Annotated in this window: 13 protein-coding genes; 3 read left to right on the plus strand and 10 right to left on the minus strand. The window is 31.1% G+C overall.

The window, feature by feature from the left end; all coding sequences use genetic code 11:
• Window positions 1-32 precede the first annotated feature (32 nt).
• Both ACWJKS_RS13755 and ACWJKS_RS13760 read right to left on the minus strand, forming a co-directional pair.
• Window positions 33-1,109 carry a M24 family metallopeptidase gene (locus ACWJKS_RS13755; protein WP_462953658.1) on the minus strand — a complete coding sequence of 359 codons (1,077 nt, stop codon included), beginning with the start codon at window positions 1,107-1,109 and terminating at the stop codon, window positions 33-35.
• Window positions 1,110-1,143: 34 nt separating this feature from the next.
• Window positions 1,144-1,548: a DUF6465 family protein gene (locus ACWJKS_RS13760; RefSeq protein WP_462953657.1), complete on the minus strand. Its 405-nt coding sequence runs from the start codon at window positions 1,546-1,548 to the stop codon at window positions 1,144-1,146.
• Window positions 1,549-2,070: 522 nt separating this feature from the next.
• Here ACWJKS_RS13760 and ACWJKS_RS13765 point away from each other — a divergent pair.
• Window positions 2,071-2,298 (plus strand): ground-like protein, encoded by a 228-nt coding sequence (locus ACWJKS_RS13765; RefSeq protein WP_216303255.1) that lies wholly within the window; start codon window positions 2,071-2,073, stop codon window positions 2,296-2,298.
• Between the two features lie 51 nt (window positions 2,299-2,349).
• Here ACWJKS_RS13765 and ACWJKS_RS13770 read toward each other — a convergent pair whose 3' ends face one another.
• The 3 genes from ACWJKS_RS13770 to recQ form a co-directional block, all read right to left on the minus strand.
• Window positions 2,350-3,966, minus strand: a complete 1,617-nt coding sequence (locus ACWJKS_RS13770; RefSeq protein ID WP_462959800.1) for an ABC-F family ATP-binding cassette domain-containing protein — start codon at window positions 3,964-3,966, stop codon at window positions 2,350-2,352.
• A gap of 105 nt (window positions 3,967-4,071) precedes the next feature.
• Window positions 4,072-5,298 (minus strand): DEAD/DEAH box helicase, encoded by a 1,227-nt coding sequence (locus tag ACWJKS_RS13775; protein ID WP_462952820.1) that lies wholly within the window; start codon window positions 5,296-5,298, stop codon window positions 4,072-4,074.
• Between the two features lie 15 nt (window positions 5,299-5,313).
• Window positions 5,314-7,485, minus strand: a complete 2,172-nt coding sequence (gene recQ, locus ACWJKS_RS13780) for a DNA helicase RecQ (protein WP_216303258.1) — start codon at window positions 7,483-7,485, stop codon at window positions 5,314-5,316.
• Between the two features lie 326 nt (window positions 7,486-7,811).
• On the opposite strand from recQ, the gene ACWJKS_RS13785 reads away from it, so the two are divergent.
• Window positions 7,812-8,303 carry a YajQ family cyclic di-GMP-binding protein gene (locus tag ACWJKS_RS13785; RefSeq protein WP_165414514.1) on the plus strand — a complete coding sequence of 164 codons (492 nt, stop codon included), beginning with the start codon at window positions 7,812-7,814 and terminating at the stop codon, window positions 8,301-8,303.
• Between the two features lie 296 nt (window positions 8,304-8,599).
• Window positions 8,600-8,845 (plus strand): AbrB/MazE/SpoVT family DNA-binding domain-containing protein, encoded by a 246-nt coding sequence (locus tag ACWJKS_RS13790; RefSeq protein WP_071614011.1) that lies wholly within the window; start codon window positions 8,600-8,602, stop codon window positions 8,843-8,845.
• Window positions 8,846-8,929: 84 nt separating this feature from the next.
• Here ACWJKS_RS13790 and ACWJKS_RS13795 read toward each other — a convergent pair whose 3' ends face one another.
• The 5 genes from ACWJKS_RS13795 to ACWJKS_RS13815 all read right to left on the minus strand — a co-directional run bounded on the left by ACWJKS_RS13795 (window position 8,930) and on the right by ACWJKS_RS13815 (window position 15,871).
• On the minus strand, window positions 8,930-9,346 hold the full coding sequence (locus ACWJKS_RS13795; protein WP_165414641.1) for a hypothetical protein: 417 nt from the start codon (window positions 9,344-9,346) through the stop codon (window positions 8,930-8,932).
• A gap of 733 nt (window positions 9,347-10,079) precedes the next feature.
• Window positions 10,080-12,371 (minus strand): ATP-dependent DNA helicase, encoded by a 2,292-nt coding sequence (locus ACWJKS_RS13800; RefSeq protein ID WP_462961080.1) that lies wholly within the window; start codon window positions 12,369-12,371, stop codon window positions 10,080-10,082.
• Window positions 12,372-12,541: 170 nt separating this feature from the next.
• Window positions 12,542-14,473: an ABC-F family ATP-binding cassette domain-containing protein gene (locus ACWJKS_RS13805; protein ID WP_462959801.1), complete on the minus strand. Its 1,932-nt coding sequence runs from the start codon at window positions 14,471-14,473 to the stop codon at window positions 12,542-12,544.
• A 183-nt stretch (window positions 14,474-14,656) separates the two neighbouring features.
• Window positions 14,657-14,845 carry a hypothetical protein gene (locus ACWJKS_RS13810; RefSeq protein WP_216303259.1) on the minus strand — a complete coding sequence of 63 codons (189 nt, stop codon included), beginning with the start codon at window positions 14,843-14,845 and terminating at the stop codon, window positions 14,657-14,659.
• A gap of 60 nt (window positions 14,846-14,905) precedes the next feature.
• A complete protein-coding gene (locus ACWJKS_RS13815) occupies window positions 14,906-15,871 on the minus strand; it encodes an ABC transporter ATP-binding protein (protein ID WP_462959802.1) in 966 nt (321 codons plus the stop codon).
• Window positions 15,872-15,925: the final 54 nt, after the last annotated feature.

A 15,925-nucleotide genomic window follows, 5' to 3' on the forward strand; every position in this document is an offset into this window, starting at 1 on the left:
TTAGCTCTTTTATTTTATTTAGCACTTTTATACTATTCTACAATAATTAAGTCCTTTGTATAATGGTTTAATACCTCACAACCTTCTTTCGTAACTATTACTAAATCCTCTATACGAACACCCACGTCACCCGGAAGATAAATACCTGGCTCAATGGAGAAAATTTGTCCTGGCTGAACTTTATCAGTATTAGCAGAGGAAACATCACCGAAATCATGAACTTCTATTCCTATTGAATGCCCTAATCTATGAGTAAAATATTTTCCATATCCTTTCTCCGAGATATAGTCTCTAGCTGCAGCATCAATATCACAAAATCTAACGCCTGCTTTAACTTTTTCAATTCCCCTTTTATTTGCTTCTTTAACAATATTATAAACTTCTCTACTATGATCTGATACACTTTTATAGAAAACAGTTCTAGTCATGTCTGAGCAGTATGAATTCATCTTACATCCGATATCAATAACTACGCTGTCCCCTTCTTTAACCATTGATCCATCCAATTCATGATGAGGATCAGCAGCATTTGCCCCATAACCTATAATCGGATCAAATGAATGCCCTTCAGTACCCATTTCTTCCCATATATCACCAAGCAACTTTCCCATTTTCTTTTCTGAATATTTTTTAGGGATAAGCTTTATCATTTTATCCACAGCGGTATCATTTAATTTTGAAGCTGCCCTCATTAGATCTTTTTCACCTTCGTCCTTACACATTCTTACTCTGTCAAGAATTTCAGATCCATTAACAAATGTACTTCCACCTTTAAGCTTCATTAATTTTATTAAGAAATGAGCTGGCCAATTTTTATCTATTCCCATAGGCTTATCTTTATCAATGTTTCTTGCAAGAATTTCTACTGGACTCTGAGTATCGTTAAACCATATCTTTTCTACCCCTAAATCTTCACTTATAGGGAATAACTCATTTATAAACAATTTGTTATGTCCATCTAAGTTAATATAGAGTACAAGCATTCTTTCTCCTGATAAAATCCACTTCCCCGTAAGATAGAATATAGCCGCTGGGTCAGAAACTATCATTTGAGGTGTTTTCTTTAGCGCCATGATCTTTAGAACCTTATTAAGTCTTTCTTGCAACATTAAAAATCCCCTCCTAAAATATTATTGAATTATGTTAGGATAATTTCAAATTAATCTTAATTTCACCATTTACCAAGCAATAGGCTATATCTTCTTCAACCTTTATATATACATCTAAGGTTTTAAGTTCTGTAATTTTGTGAGATTTTACCCATTCTTCATAAACTTTTTCTAGTATTGTTTTTTTGGAAACCTCTTTTCCCTTATATTGAACATAGAATCCAACATCAATTCTCTTCGCTATTGTTTTTTTAGCTGTTTTTTTTGTAGCAGTAGTTGCCCTTCTAGCTTTTGATTTAACATTTTTAGCCATATCCTTCACCGCATTAATAGTCTTATCAACATTTTCTTTTGTAACATCAGAAACTATTGTTATTGCCTCTTCTGCTGTTGATCCACCAGCTTCTTTAGCCGAAGTTAACGTATTCTCTTTTATCATATCATGTACCTCCCATTTTAAAACAATTTTTATCCTTAATACTTATATTCTATATTTTTAGGAAAAACCCTTTTTTTAGGTGACTGTCAGTGACCCATATAAGATATTTATAACTTAATATTAATTATGTACTCTATTATATCATAAATCGCAATTAAATTCTATTTTTTGTTATTATATACATAATTATACTATGCGTATAGGAATGACATTACTTCTGTATGATGAATAGGTCTTATGAATATTTTATGAGAAAATAAAAGGATTCATCAAATTTTTTTTTAAAGATTTCCTACAACTTATATTCACACTTAATAAAATGCGGAATATATTAAAGTACAGCTACAACTTCATTCATTTAACGACCTTTCAAAAGCAGTCCATCACCTATTTATGGTGGCATTAACACCAAAGCAACTTCATTACTTAAGTTTAAGTGTAAAATTTCTTCTTAAGTTGCTAATTTAGCTACCTACGTTGATTTTTAAACTTTTACTTATTAAAAATAAGGAGGTTATTTATATGAGTCATAGACATAAAAATTGTTGTTGTTGCTGTGAACCTGTTAGTTGTTGTAAGCCTGTTAGTTGTTGTAAACCTGCTTGCTGCTGTGATAATAACTTTGGAAGTGGCTTTGGAAGTGGCTTTGGCTGCGGAAATGGCAGTATCTTGATAATTCTTTTACTATTAGGCTGTGGTGGTATTGGTGGCCGTGGCGGCTTCGGCGGCTTTGGTGGCTTTGGTTGTTAATTTAATAAAAAAAGAAGCACTCCTAATAATATTATTAGAAGTGCTTCTTTTTTATTTGTACATAAGATCTAGTTCTTTTTGAACTTCATTATTTTCTATAAATTCATCATAAGTCATTTGTTTATCCATTATCCCCTTAGGTGTAATTTCTATTATTCTAGTTGCAACTGTTGCAACTAGTTGGGAGTCATGAGATGTAAGTAACATTGTTCCAGTATAGCTAGTTAACCCATTGTTTAACGCCGTAATAGACTCTAGGTCTAAATGATTAGTGGGCTCATCAAAAATTAATACATTAGCATTACTAAGCATCATTTTAGAAAGCATGCATCTAACCTTTTCTCCACCGGACAATACGCTGGCTTTTTTAAGGGCCTCTTCTCCAGAGAAAAGCATTCTGCCTAAAAAGCCTCTAATAAAGCTTTCAGCCTTTTCATCTGAATATTGGCGAAGCCAATCAACTAATGTGCAATCTACGCCATTAAAATATTCCGTGTTATCCTTTGGTAAGTAAGCCTTAGAAGTAGTAATTCCCCACTTAACCTCACCACTATCCGGCTCCATTTCACCCATTACTATCTTAAATAATGTAGTTTTAGCTATTTCATCTGCACCTGTAAAAGCAATCTTATCTCCCTTGTTAACTATAAAAGAAACATTATCAAGAAGTATTTCTCCATCCACAGTTTTACTTAGATTTTTAACTGTCAATAAATCATTTCCCGCTTCTCTTTCTGGCTTAAATCCAACAAATGGATATTTACGAGAAGATGGTTTTATATCATCTAAAGTCAATTTATCTAATTGCTTTTTACGAGAAGTAGCCTGTTTTGCTTTAGATGCATTAGAACTAAATCTAGCAATAAAGTTTTGTAATTCAACAATTTTTTCTTCTTTTTTCTTATTTTGATCTTTAGCCATTTGAAGAGCCAACTGACTAGATTCATACCAAAAATCATAATTTCCAACAAATAATTGAATTTTGCTAAAGTCTATATCTGCAACATGAGTACATATTTTATTTAAAAAATGTCTATCATGGGAAACAACTATAACAGTACTATCAAAATTCAGTAGGAAACTTTCAAGCCAATTTTTAGATTTTACATCTAAATTGTTTGTAGGCTCATCTAGTAATAGAATGTCTGGTTTTCCAAATAGTGTTTGAGCAAGGAGTACCTTAACCTTTTCTGATCCTGTTAATTCCTTCATTGTTTTGTTTTGAAGGTCTTCAGTTATTCCAAGTCCCATCAATAGAGTTGAAGCTTCTGATTCAGCTTCCCATCCATTAAGTTCTGCAAATTCGCCTTCTAGTACCGAAGCTCTAATTCCGTCCTCATCAGTAAAATCTGGTTTTGCATATAATTCATCTTTTTCATTCATTATTTCAAACAATCTTACATGCCCCATCATTACAGTTTTGACAACTTCATATTCATCAAATTCAAAATGATCTTGCTTTAAGAATGCTAATCTTTCTCCTGCTGTAATATTAACTTCTCCTGTATTAGGTTCAATTTGACCTGATAATATATTAAGAAACGTTGATTTACCGGCACCGTTCGCACCAATTAATCCATAACAATTACCTGGAGTAAATTTTATATTAACATTATCAAATAATTTACGTGCACCATATCTTAAACTTACGTTATTTGTACTAATCATATCTTTATAAATACCTCCATACATTAAGTAATTTCATTCTAGTCAAAACTACTGACTCATTATACCATACGGAAAGAAACTAGGCCAATGTAATTTATTTCTTTCTTATCTAGTTTTATTAGACTTATTAGTGTTTGATGCTTTGCTATCAGATCTAAAATTATGTTCTATTGACTTTGCTTTAGGTGTGTTTTGTAAATCAATAATTGTTCCCATACGAATATCTTTAGGCAGAATTTCTATATTAAAATCTTTTTCATAGTTTTTAATTAGATCAAGTTCTCTCTCTTCTGTTATAGATAATGCAAAACCATGTTCACCCATTCTTGCCGTTCTACCTACCCTATGTAAATAATCCTTAGGATTCTCTGGTATATCAAGATTAAATATATGTGACACTCCTACTATATCAAGGCCTCTAGCTGCTAAATCAGAAGCAACTAATAGTTGAATTTTTCCTGCATTGAAATCCTCAATAGCTTTTTTTCTATTAAGTTTATCAGAGCTTCCATGAATACCCTCAACCTTTAATCCGTGATAACCAAGCTTTGAAGTTGTAATTTCTACCTCATCACTTTTGTTTATAAATATTATTGCTTTTTCAGGTTTAGTAGCACTTATGAGTTTTCTGAGTAGAACCAGTTTCTCTCTCTTTTCAACTACGAAATACATGTGCTCTATATTAGGATTTACCTGACTTTTATCACCCACTTTAATTACTTCTGGATCCTTCATCAAAGTTTTAGCAATCTCAACAACTTTAAGCGAAATCGTAGCTGAAAATATCATAATTTGTCTATCCCTAAGCGTAGTTTTTATTATGGCCTTTACCCCATCTATGTTATCTTCATCTATCATTCTATCGCCTTCATCTATTACTATAGTCTTAACGAAGTGTGATTTCAGTTTCTTCATAGTTATAAGTTCTAAAATTCTTCCTGCGGATCCAACTATTATATGTGGCTTTTCCTTAAGAGCTTCTAGCTGTCTTTTGATGTTAACATTACCTATTATGGTAGTTGATTTGATGTTGCTATTTGAGTTCTCTGATAGCAATTCTATTTGCTTATGTATTTGCATTGCAAGTTCATGAGTAGGTGCAAGTACAATCGCTTGAATATCCTTTGATGTTGTGTCTATTTTTTGAAATATAGGTAATAAGTAAGCCAGTGTTTTACCTGAACCTGTTTCTGATTCTCCTATAATATCCTTGCCCTCAAGTCCAATTGGTATAGCCTTTACTTGAATTTCTGTAGGGCTCTGTATCCCCTGTTTAATCAAACCTTCTATAAGGTTTTCTTGTAATCCTAGTTCATTAAATAATTTATTCATATTTTCTCCTTTTTTCTAAGAAATCTTATTGTTAGCGTATTTAAATATTGTTGCTTTTATAGCTAAATAATCTATTTCTTCTGGTAATGCTTCTTTGATAGGTCTAAGCTTTGAAGCTCCAATTTTTTCTATAACTTCAATAATAAGCGCTTCCTGATGTTTTGGAATAAAATCATCTAAATTAACATCAAAACCCTCATAAGCACATTTAAATATATGTTCTTGTACTGTGAGGCTTTTTAATTTTCTCTCGTAAATTATGTCCTCTATGCTTTTACCCTCTTTATACATATTATAAGTAATAACATAGCTAGGGATCTTTCCTTCATTTTCGCAAGCTTTTTCTACCGCACATTCAGTTTGAACCTTCTCATCATTTTCATTATATAGTATTTCTGCCTTTAGTTCTATATTGTTTTCCTGCATATATTTTTTTATAACCTGAATGAATTCCTCACCATACTTCTTAAGCTTAGATTCTCCTACCCCTTTAATGTTTAGCATTTCTTTATTATTTACTGGGAAATATTCGCTCATCTCTCTTAACGCGCTATCTGCAAACACAATATAAGGTGGAACTTTTTCCCGGTCTGAAATTTCTTTTCGAAGGGACCTCAATATTTCAAACAAACCAGTATCGCGAGCTACCTTAGCTTTCTTTTTCTCAACCTTTTGATACACTTTTTCTTCATTTTTAAGTACTGCCACTGCTTTATCTTTTAAATGAACCACCGGAAATTGACCATCTGCAAGTGAAAGATATTCTTCTGCCGTAAGCACATTTATGAGGTCTCTTATCTCTTTAACAGTATATTGCTTTATTATCCCATAAGTAGATAACTTATCAAATCCAAGTTCCAAAACTTTTTTATTCTTTGAGCCACGAAGTACTTCTGCAATTAATGAAGTACCATACCTCTCCTTCATCCTAAAGATGCAAGAAAATATTTTTTGTGCCTCTATAGTTATATCTACCAGTTCACTTTCATCATTGCATGTACTGCAATTGTCACATTTATCTTGAACATTTTCTTCGCCAAAATATTCCAAAATAAACTGTCGTAAACATCTTGAAGTATGTGAATAATCCACCATAGCTTGAAGTTTCTTATATTCATTTACCTTCCTTTGAGGTGATACGACACTTTGTTCTATAAAAAATTTTTGAAGTAACACATCTGCTGCAGAAAATAACAGTATACATTCGCTAGGCTCTCCATCTCTGCCTCCACGTCCCGCTTCTTGATAATAAGATTCCATACTCTTTGGCAAATTATAATGAATTACATATCGAACATTTGATTTATCTATTCCCATTCCAAAAGCATTTGTAGCTATAATAATGTTGATATCGTCGTACAAAAACTTTTCTTGGTTTTGTTTTCGCTCTTCATCTCCTAGCCCCGCATGGTATCTTCCAACACTATATCCCTTTTTATTCAAAAGCTCATAGAGATTATTCGTTTCCTTCCTTGTAGAAGTGTATATTATCCCTACTTGGTCTTTATTATCTTGAATGTATTCTAATACAAAATCTCTTTTGTTTTCTCCACGAATAACAGTAAAGCTCAAATTTTCTCTATTAAAACCAGTTACATAAACATCCGGCTCTCTTAATTTTAATAACTTTATAACGTCTAACCTTACTTCCTCTGTTGCAGTAGCTGTAAATGCCGCTATAATTGGTCTTTCTTGTAATTTTTCTATCAAACTAGAAATTGCTGCATAACTGGTTCTAAAATCATGTCCCCATTGAGATACACAATGAGCTTCATCCACTGCTAAAAGCGATATTGTTAATCTATTTAACATATTGCAGAAGAAGTCTGATTCTAACCTTTCTGGGGCAACATAAAGAAGCTTAAACTCCCCAAGCGCTACCTTATCAATTCTTTCATTAACTTCATTAATACTTAATGAGCTATTTATATATGTTGCAGCTATCCCTATACTATTCAATGTATCTACTTGATCCTTCATAAGCGATATAAGTGGTGATATTACGAGTGTTACTCCTTTTAGCATTAGAGCAGGTATCTGGTAACACACCGATTTCCCTGCACCAGTAGGCATTACAGCAAAGGTATCTTTTCCGCTTATTATACTCTCTATTACATTTTCTTGTCCTTTTCTAAAATTATCATATCCATAATACTTTTTTAATTTTTCTTGTGCTTCACGCAACATATATTTCTTCCTCTCATACGTAATAATTTCTTACAATAGTATAACATTATTTTAAAAAATTTGTACCTTTATGGCGACGAACTTTGTATTTGTTTTAATCAAAACATGTATTATTATCTATTTTCGTCAACTTTATGATATTTAAAACATATCAAACATTTGATTTTCATGATTTAATAACATTTCATAAATAAACAAATCGCTATCAAGTTTATAGTTTTTATAATTTTTACTCATTAACTACTGGACATTTTCAAATTATTAATCTACTATTAATTAATAAGATTCTATTAATTAACATAAAAATATATAGGAGGTTTTTAATTATGGCAACTGCACATTCGTTTGACATAGTATCAGATGTCGATATGCAAGAAGTAGACAATGCAATAAACCAAGCATTGAAAGAAGTTAAACAAAGGTATGATTTTAGAAATACTATTACTGAAATTAACCTAGGAAAAGAAGATATTAAAATAATATCTGATGATGATTTTAAATTAAAATCAGTTATAGACGTTCTTGTAAGTAAGTTAATTAAAAGAGGTATATCTGGAAAAGCATTAGATCTAGGTAAACAAGAACCTGCTACATTAGGTTCTGCAAGGCAAACAGCCAAAATTGTAAAAGGTATTTCTACTGAAAAATCGAAAAAAATAATTGCTGAAATTAAATCCAGCAAAATTAAAGTTCAAGCTCAAATTATGGATAATCAGCTAAGGGTTACCGGTAAGGACCTTGACGATCTACAGCAAGTAATGGCTTTAATAAAATCGAAAGATTTTGATATTCCCCTACAATTCACTAATTATAGATAGTTACATTTTTAAAGGTTAGTACCCACTGTACTAACCTTTTTTTATTTACTATCATGATTTACACCAATTACAATCTATTATGAATATTGTAATTATTAAAATTTTATGTATATTGTATAAGATATTATAATAATGTTTAAAATGACAGACCATTATATTTTTTTTGCATAATACGTAAAAGTTTGTTAATTTTTATTATTTTTCTTAAATATTTTCATAAACCTATTGACGTTTTATGTTATTTTTGCTACAATTTAATTATAAATAAGTCGAAAGATGTTTGAGGAGGAAATTAAATGAAATCAACAGGTATTGTAAGAAAAGTGGACGAACTTGGAAGAATTGTTATTCCTATAGAATTGAGAAGAACTTTGGATATAGATATCAAGGACGCTTTAGAAATCTATGTAGATGGTGATCAAATTATTCTTAAAAAATATGAACCAGCTTGTATTTTCTGTCAAAATGCAAGAGACGTTGTAAACTACAAAGGTAAAAATATTTGTAAAGACTGTCTTGCTGAGTTAGGTTCAGGTAAATAATTCAAGATAATTTTTTATTAAATAAAATAGGGCATATAAGCCTAACAATAAAAAAAAGATATCCTTTAAAAGGATATCTTTTTTTTATGTCTTCAACCTAAACTCGCTACAGCACTTTGAGCAAGTTATAATAATTTTACCTTTTCCTCTTGGTAATCTTAATTTTTGTTCACATTTAGGACAGCTAGTTATTATATACTTCTTTTTTTCCTTTAATCTCTCTATAGGTCTATAATTTTTAATTTTAATATTAATTAGTTTAATATTTTGTTTTAAATTATTGATTTTACGATAAAAATGTCTTTCTATATTTTCAAAAACAAATTTTTCATTATTTCTCCCATGTACATTAGTTGACCTACATCTCCAAATTGAATATATAATAAGTGCTGTTCCTAAAATCCATGAATACCTAGCTACTAACAAAAATATTCCTATCAATAAGGTTGCTGTTGAAAATCTATCCCAGCCATAAACTTCTCTAGAAGATTTAACAAACATTTATACTATTCCCCCTATCATTTTCTGAAGTAGATAACAATTATTAATTGTTATCTACTTTAACATGTGTAAGCAGTAAACTAAATATAATAATTTTAATTTAGCACTTTCAGCATTGTTACTCTTATATTATATTCTAGCACTATAAATGCTATATTATTATTAATTTTCTGTAAAAAATACCCCCAAAAACCTTTTAAGCTCCTGTTACTATTACTTATTTAATTAATAGTATAGGAAATCGTCAACCTATATAGCTAACTAACCTATAGAGAGAATACGATATAAGTAAAATATAAAACTAGTTAGAATTAATATTTTACAAAAATGTTATAACATCACTGATAAATCACTAAATGAAAATGTAAATTTCATTATATTTTGTCGAATATATTTATCTATTTTCATTTTTAATCAGCTTATATTAAACTTTTAAAAATCCCATTGACTATATGTGTAATACATGTTAATCTTAGAGTAAGAAATAAGTCGAAATATACCGTTTATATATAGGAAACTTATTTTGATATAATCCCTTTAAAATTAAATACCCCCAACTATAAAAAGGAAAATATTTTATGTAGATGTATCTGTAGCGGTTATTATTAAATTAGTTTCCTTTTTTATCCCCCCACAGTATCTTATAAATAGACTTTAATTATTTGTATATAAAAAACTTGAGCAAATGCTCAAGTTTTTTTATTTTCTTAGATAATATTATTTTTACAATTCCTTATTCCCAAAATTCACAAATCTCTTTTTTAGCATGAGTGCTATTATTTATTATATGATAATTGTCCCATTCCTTTGGGAAAAGTCGTCTATACCTTTGGTTAAGGAATCTATCATCTATTAACAGCGCGATCCCACTATCTTCCTCTGTTCTAATTACCCTTCCCGCCGCCTGTAGTACTTTATTCATACCTGGGTACATATAAGAATATTCATAGCCACAATTGCTTTTATTATTAAAGTATTCTTTAATAATTTCCCGTTCAAAGCAAATCATAGGATGACCTACACCGATGATTATAACACCAATTAATGCATCACCTTTTAAATCAATACCTTCAGAAAATATACCACCTAAAACTCCAAAACCTAAAATATTCTCATCACTCGAACTACTAAAGTTTTGCAAAAATTCTTCCCTGGCATCTTCAGTCATAGAATTGGTTTGGATACTTACTTTGATATGTGGATACTTTTGCGTAAAACTATTACACACTTCCTCCATATATTTATATGAAGGAAAAAATACCATATAATTTCCATTCTTAGCACTTATTACAGAATATATGTACTCTACTATCTTTAGGTAACTATTTTCTCTATATTTATATTTAGTAGAAATGTCCTTAGCTACCATTACCCTAAGCTTACTTTTGTCAAAGGGAGAATTCAGCGTTAAATGGTAATCCTTACTTTCTCCACCCAAAATCTCTTTAAAGTATACTAATGGTAGTAGCGTTGCAGAGAAGTATATCACTGATTGACCTCTTTTTGACGCCTCGCTTAAAAGCTTAGATGGATCCAAGCAAAACATTTTTAATACTACGTCATCTAACCCACTTTCTACATAGGTTATATATTTATCATCATAAAGTTCAGCTACCCGAATAAAACTCAAAGAGTTAAAATACAATTCTAAAAAACTATCATATGTTTCAGATTTTTCATTTTTCGTGAGCCATTTTTCTAATATTTTAGTAAGCCTCGTAAGGAGGTTATATACATCCACTGGTTCAGCATTTTGTTTGTAATATCCATCTTCATTACACATTTTCTTCATGCTGTTGATAAGAGCATTTAACTTATTCAAAACTTTGTACATTTGATCGTCAAGACCTTTTATATCTTTTTTCAATTGCATAATCAATTTTTTACTAATTTGCGCTGAAAACATTTCTCTAGCTCTATCCACTAAGTTATGAGCCTCATCAACCAAAAAAGTATATTCCCCACCGTTATCAGTAAAGAATCTTTTTAAGTAAACCCTAGGATCAAAAACATAATTATAATCGCATATAACGCTGTCAGCCCACACAGTTAAATCCAATGAAAACTCAAATGGACATACGTTATATTTATTTGAGTATATCTCAATTAATTCTCTGCTAAATGTATTTTCATTTTTCAGAATATCAAGTAGCGCTTCATTAACTCTATCAAAATGTCCTTTTGCAAATTTACATTGCTGCGGATTACATGCACTACCTTTACTAAGACATACTTTATCCTTTGCTGTTAGTGTAATCGTCTTAAATTTAAGTCCATTTGATTTCATTTTATCAAAGGCATCCTCTGCAACTCGTCTTGTTATAGTTTTGGCTGTTAGGTAAAAAATCTTTGTGGTATGCCCTTCTCCCATAGCTTTAACCACCGGAAACAAAGTAGATATAGTTTTACCTATTCCTGTGGGGGCTTGCACAAACATTTTCTTTTTCTCTACTACTGTTTTATATACGCAGACAGCTAGTTCCCTTTGACCGTCCCTATAATTTTCAAACGGAAACAACAACTCTTTTATAGTACTATCTCTTTCCTTATTCCACTCACTAGCAATATTTGCCCATACAAAATAGCTAGAGATAATTTCATCAAAAAATTCTTGTAGTTTTTCAATTGAAAAAGCTTTGATAAACTGCTTAGTTTTTTGCGTATCTATTTCATAATAGGTTAATTGAACATTAATAAGCCCAAGATTATTTTGAATCCCATATATATATGCATAACATTTGGCTTGAGCCCAGTGAAGACTATTATAATCTTCCTTAATAAGTTCTATATCCTTAGCAACTGTTTTAATTTCATCTATGGTAACTTTATTATTTTTGATTAGAATACCATCAGCACGCCCCTCAATTATAATCGAGGCCCCATTATATAGTATACTGTGTTTTAAACTTACCTCAGCGCGATATTCTTCTCCAAGTAATACCGAATACTTTTCTTTATTCTCACTTTGAATTTTTTGATGTGCTTTGGTTCCCTCTACAGCTCTGCTACTCCCCATAAACCTCATATCTAAATCGCCAGCCCTTAGTACAAACTCTACTAAGTTACGCACAGATATTTTTATATCTCTATTTTTATCCACAGACCATACCTTCTTTATTAAATAAACTTATCACTCATAAATTTTCAATAACATTTCAGAAACAAAATCACCCACTTGTATAAGTGGGTGATGATTTAATTGTTTTTCTGCTGCTCTATTTTCTCAACTAATTCATTTAAATATGTCCATCGCACCATTAGCTGTTCAGCTTCAACTCCAATATTCTTTTGCTGATTAACTAGTTTCTGCAAATATTCAAAATCACTACTTCCATCATTGATTTTTTTATTAATATCCACAAGTTCTGCTTCCTTTTGCTCAATTTTACCGTCGATTTCATCAAATTCTTTCTGCTCTTTAAATGTAATTTTCAAAAGCTTCTCTTCTTTAATTGCCTCATCTTTACTGCTTGCAACCTCTTCATTTACATCTTTTTTGTCTTCTTTATCTACTTCTAGTAAATTCGGATTTTTTTCTATATATTCTTTATACTCAGAATAATTACCTACAAATTGAATTATCTTTTCATTTCCCTCAAAACTGAATATTTTGTCAGATACTCTATCTAAAAAGTATCTATCATGAGATACAGTTATAACCACACCACTAAACCCATCTAAATAATCTTCGAGTACTGCTAGAGTTTGAATATCAAAGTCATTAGTTGGCTCATCTAAAAATAGTACATTTGGAGCTTCCATAAGAATCCTTAATAAATATAGTCTTCGTTTTTCTCCACCGGATAAACTAGAAATAAATGAATGCTTAGTAGTTCCATCAAATAAGAATCTCTCAAGCATTTGAGAAGCTGTAACCTGTTCTCCATCGCCTGTAGTTATATATTCTGCACCTTCTCGAATGTACTCTATAGCACGTAGCTTTTCGTTCATCTCACCATTTTCTTGATGGAAAAAGCCAATTTTCAATGTTTCTCCCCAATCTATTACCCCTGAATCTGGGCTTAATACTCCACTTAAAATATTCATAAGCGTAGATTTCCCCATACCATTAGGTCCTATAATACCTACTTTATCTCTCCTAGTAAAAGTATGACTAAAATTACTAATTAATTTTTTATCACCATATGCTTTATATATGTTCTCTACATTCATAATCTTTTTACCAAGTCTAGTAGATGCCGAGGATAATTCTAACTTTTCGTTTGTTACATCAACTTTTCCATCGCGAAGCTCATCAAAACGGTCAATTCTCGCCTTTTGCTTAGTACTTCTAGCTTTAGCCCCACGTCTTATCCAAGCTAGTTCCTTTTTAAATAAACTCTCTCTTTTTTTCTCTATTGTATCCATTAAAGCCATTCTTTCAACTTTCTTTTCCAAAAACACACTATAATTCCCCTGATAACTATATAGATTACCCTTATCAAGCTCAATAATTTTATTTGTTATTCTATCTAAAAAATACCTATCATGAGTAATCATAAGTAGTGCACCTTTTCTACTATTTAAAAATTTCTCAAGCCAATCTATTATTTTATTATCCATATGATTTGTAGGCTCATCCAAAATTAATAAATCTGAGGGAGTAATTAGAGCACTACACAAAGCGACTCTTTTTCTTTGTCCACCTGAAAGGTTGCCTATTCGCTGCTTAAAATCGGTTATTCCAAGCTTTGTAAGTATTATTTTAGCTTCATTTTGAACTTCCCATCCGTTACATGCGTCCATCTTAGTGTTAAGGTTCATTAAAGTATTTTGAACGGATTCATCTTCTGGATTTTCCTCCATTTTCTCCATAGCTACTTCATATTCTCTTATAACCTTCATAACATCAGTTTCACTTTTAAAAATTTGCTCAAGCACTGTAGCTTCTGGGTCAAATTTAGGATTTTGAGATAAATATTCTATATTCACTTTGTTTCCCTTTAAAATTCTTCCCCCATCAGGAACTTCAAAGCCAGCTATTATTTTTAAAAAAGTTGATTTTCCTGTTCCATTAACTCCTATTAATCCAATTTTATCGCCATCACTTATACCTAATGACACTTTATTAATGAGTATTTTTTCACTATAACTTTTACTCATTTCTTCTATTGTTAATAAATTCATATACATACCATCCTTTTCATGTTCTAACATTAGGGGCATGAGATTAAATGTCCCTACACTTCAATTATACCCAAATAAGCACCCAAGTGATAGTGCAAATTCATCTTCGACAAATTTTTCATTATCTCTAGGGTGTATTTTTAAACAAGTATACATTTTTTTACAAGTATTAGTTGACTATTATTAACTTCTGATCCATACTTTCATTACAATAAATAACAACAAACCCATGACTAATGCAGCTCCCATAACTATTGGCATAAATATCTGAAATTGTGCTATAACAATGGCTACAATGTCCTTCCATCCTACACCTTCATCACAATTCAAATCACTATCCTTTATTCTTTCTAGTTCTCTTTCCTGTCTCATATATTCCCCCCTTACTTTGGAAATTCAATATACTATCCTTTTATGCTACCAATCATTACCTTACAGCAAGTGGCAAGCTACAAAATGTTTACTGCCTACATCTTTATACTGTGGACATTCATTTTTGCATCTTTCCACAGCATATTGACATCGGGTATGAAATTTACAGCCAGAGGGTGGATTTGCCGGACTTGGTATGTCTCCCTTAAGAATAATTCTTTCTCTCTTTAATGTTGGATCTGGTAGAGGCACTGCCGATAACAATGCCTTCGTATATGGATGAAGAGGATTATTATACAATTCATTTTTTGATGCTAATTCCACCAAAGATCCTAGGTACATAACCCCTATTCTATGACTAATATGTTTTACTACACTTAAATCATGCGAAATAAATAAATATGAAAACCCCATTTTTTCTTGAAGATCACACATTAAATTAACTATTTGAGATTGAATGGACACATCTAGTGCTGATACAGGTTCATCAGCAACTATAAATTCAGGATTTAATATAAGAGCTCTTGCTATTCCTATTCTCTGCCTTTGCCCACCTGAAAATTCATGTGGGTATCTTCTTATGTGATAAGGTGCAAGCCCACAAATCTCAAGCACCTCTTGAACTCTACCAGCAATTTCGCTTTTAGGCAATAACTCATGATCTATTAGCGATTCTCCAACTATTTGCCCTATAGTAAGTCTTGGATTAAGAGAACTATATGGATCTTGAAAAATTATTTGCATTTTAGGTCTTATCTTTCTTAAATCTTTTTTTGACAAATCAAATACATTTTGATTTTTAAAATAAACATTGCCTTCTGTTTTGTTTATAAGCCTTAACATGGTTCTCCCAACTGTAGTTTTACCACATCCTGATTCACCTACTAGACCCAAGGTTTCACCTTTATTTATATATAGTGACACCCCATCTACAGCTTTAACATAACCTACAGTCTTTTGAAGTATTCCACCCCTAATAGGAAAATATGTTTTTAAATTCTCTACTCTAACTATTTCATCGTGCACTTACTTCCCCTCCTTGCATTGCTTCATAGTACAAAACAGTTATTAGTTGTTTTG

The sequence above is a fragment of the Clostridium sp. CM038 genome (assembly GCF_055081105.1).

Bases quoted from the DNA above. Each gene is read 5' to 3' on its own strand.
- ACWJKS_RS13790 (WP_071614011.1), top strand. From the start codon at position 8,600: ATGAAATCAACAGGTATTGTAAGAAAAGTGGACGAACTTGGAAGAATT.
- ACWJKS_RS13770 (WP_462959800.1), bottom strand. From the start codon at position 3,966: ATGATTAGTACAAATAACGTAAGTTTAAGATATGGTGCACGTAAATTA.
- ACWJKS_RS13775 (WP_462952820.1), bottom strand. From the start codon at position 5,298: ATGAATAAATTATTTAATGAACTAGGATTACAAGAAAACCTTATAGAA.
- ACWJKS_RS13760 (WP_462953657.1), bottom strand. From the start codon at position 1,548: ATGATAAAAGAGAATACGTTAACTTCGGCTAAAGAAGCTGGTGGATCA.
- ACWJKS_RS13785 (WP_165414514.1), top strand. From the start codon at position 7,812: ATGGCAACTGCACATTCGTTTGACATAGTATCAGATGTCGATATGCAA.
- ACWJKS_RS13805 (WP_462959801.1), bottom strand. From the start codon at position 14,473: ATGAATTTATTAACAATAGAAGAAATGAGTAAAAGTTATAGTGAAAAA.
- ACWJKS_RS13765 (WP_216303255.1), top strand. From the start codon at position 2,071: ATGAGTCATAGACATAAAAATTGTTGTTGTTGCTGTGAACCTGTTAGT.
- recQ (WP_216303258.1), bottom strand. From the start codon at position 7,485: ATGTTGCGTGAAGCACAAGAAAAATTAAAAAAGTATTATGGATATGAT.
- ACWJKS_RS13810 (WP_216303259.1), bottom strand. From the start codon at position 14,845: ATGAGACAGGAAAGAGAACTAGAAAGAATAAAGGATAGTGATTTGAAT.
- ACWJKS_RS13755 (WP_462953658.1), bottom strand. From the start codon at position 1,109: ATGTTGCAAGAAAGACTTAATAAGGTTCTAAAGATCATGGCGCTAAAG.
- ACWJKS_RS13800 (WP_462961080.1), bottom strand. From the start codon at position 12,371: ATGAGGTTTATGGGGAGTAGCAGAGCTGTAGAGGGAACCAAAGCACAT.
- ACWJKS_RS13795 (WP_165414641.1), bottom strand. From the start codon at position 9,346: ATGTTTGTTAAATCTTCTAGAGAAGTTTATGGCTGGGATAGATTTTCA.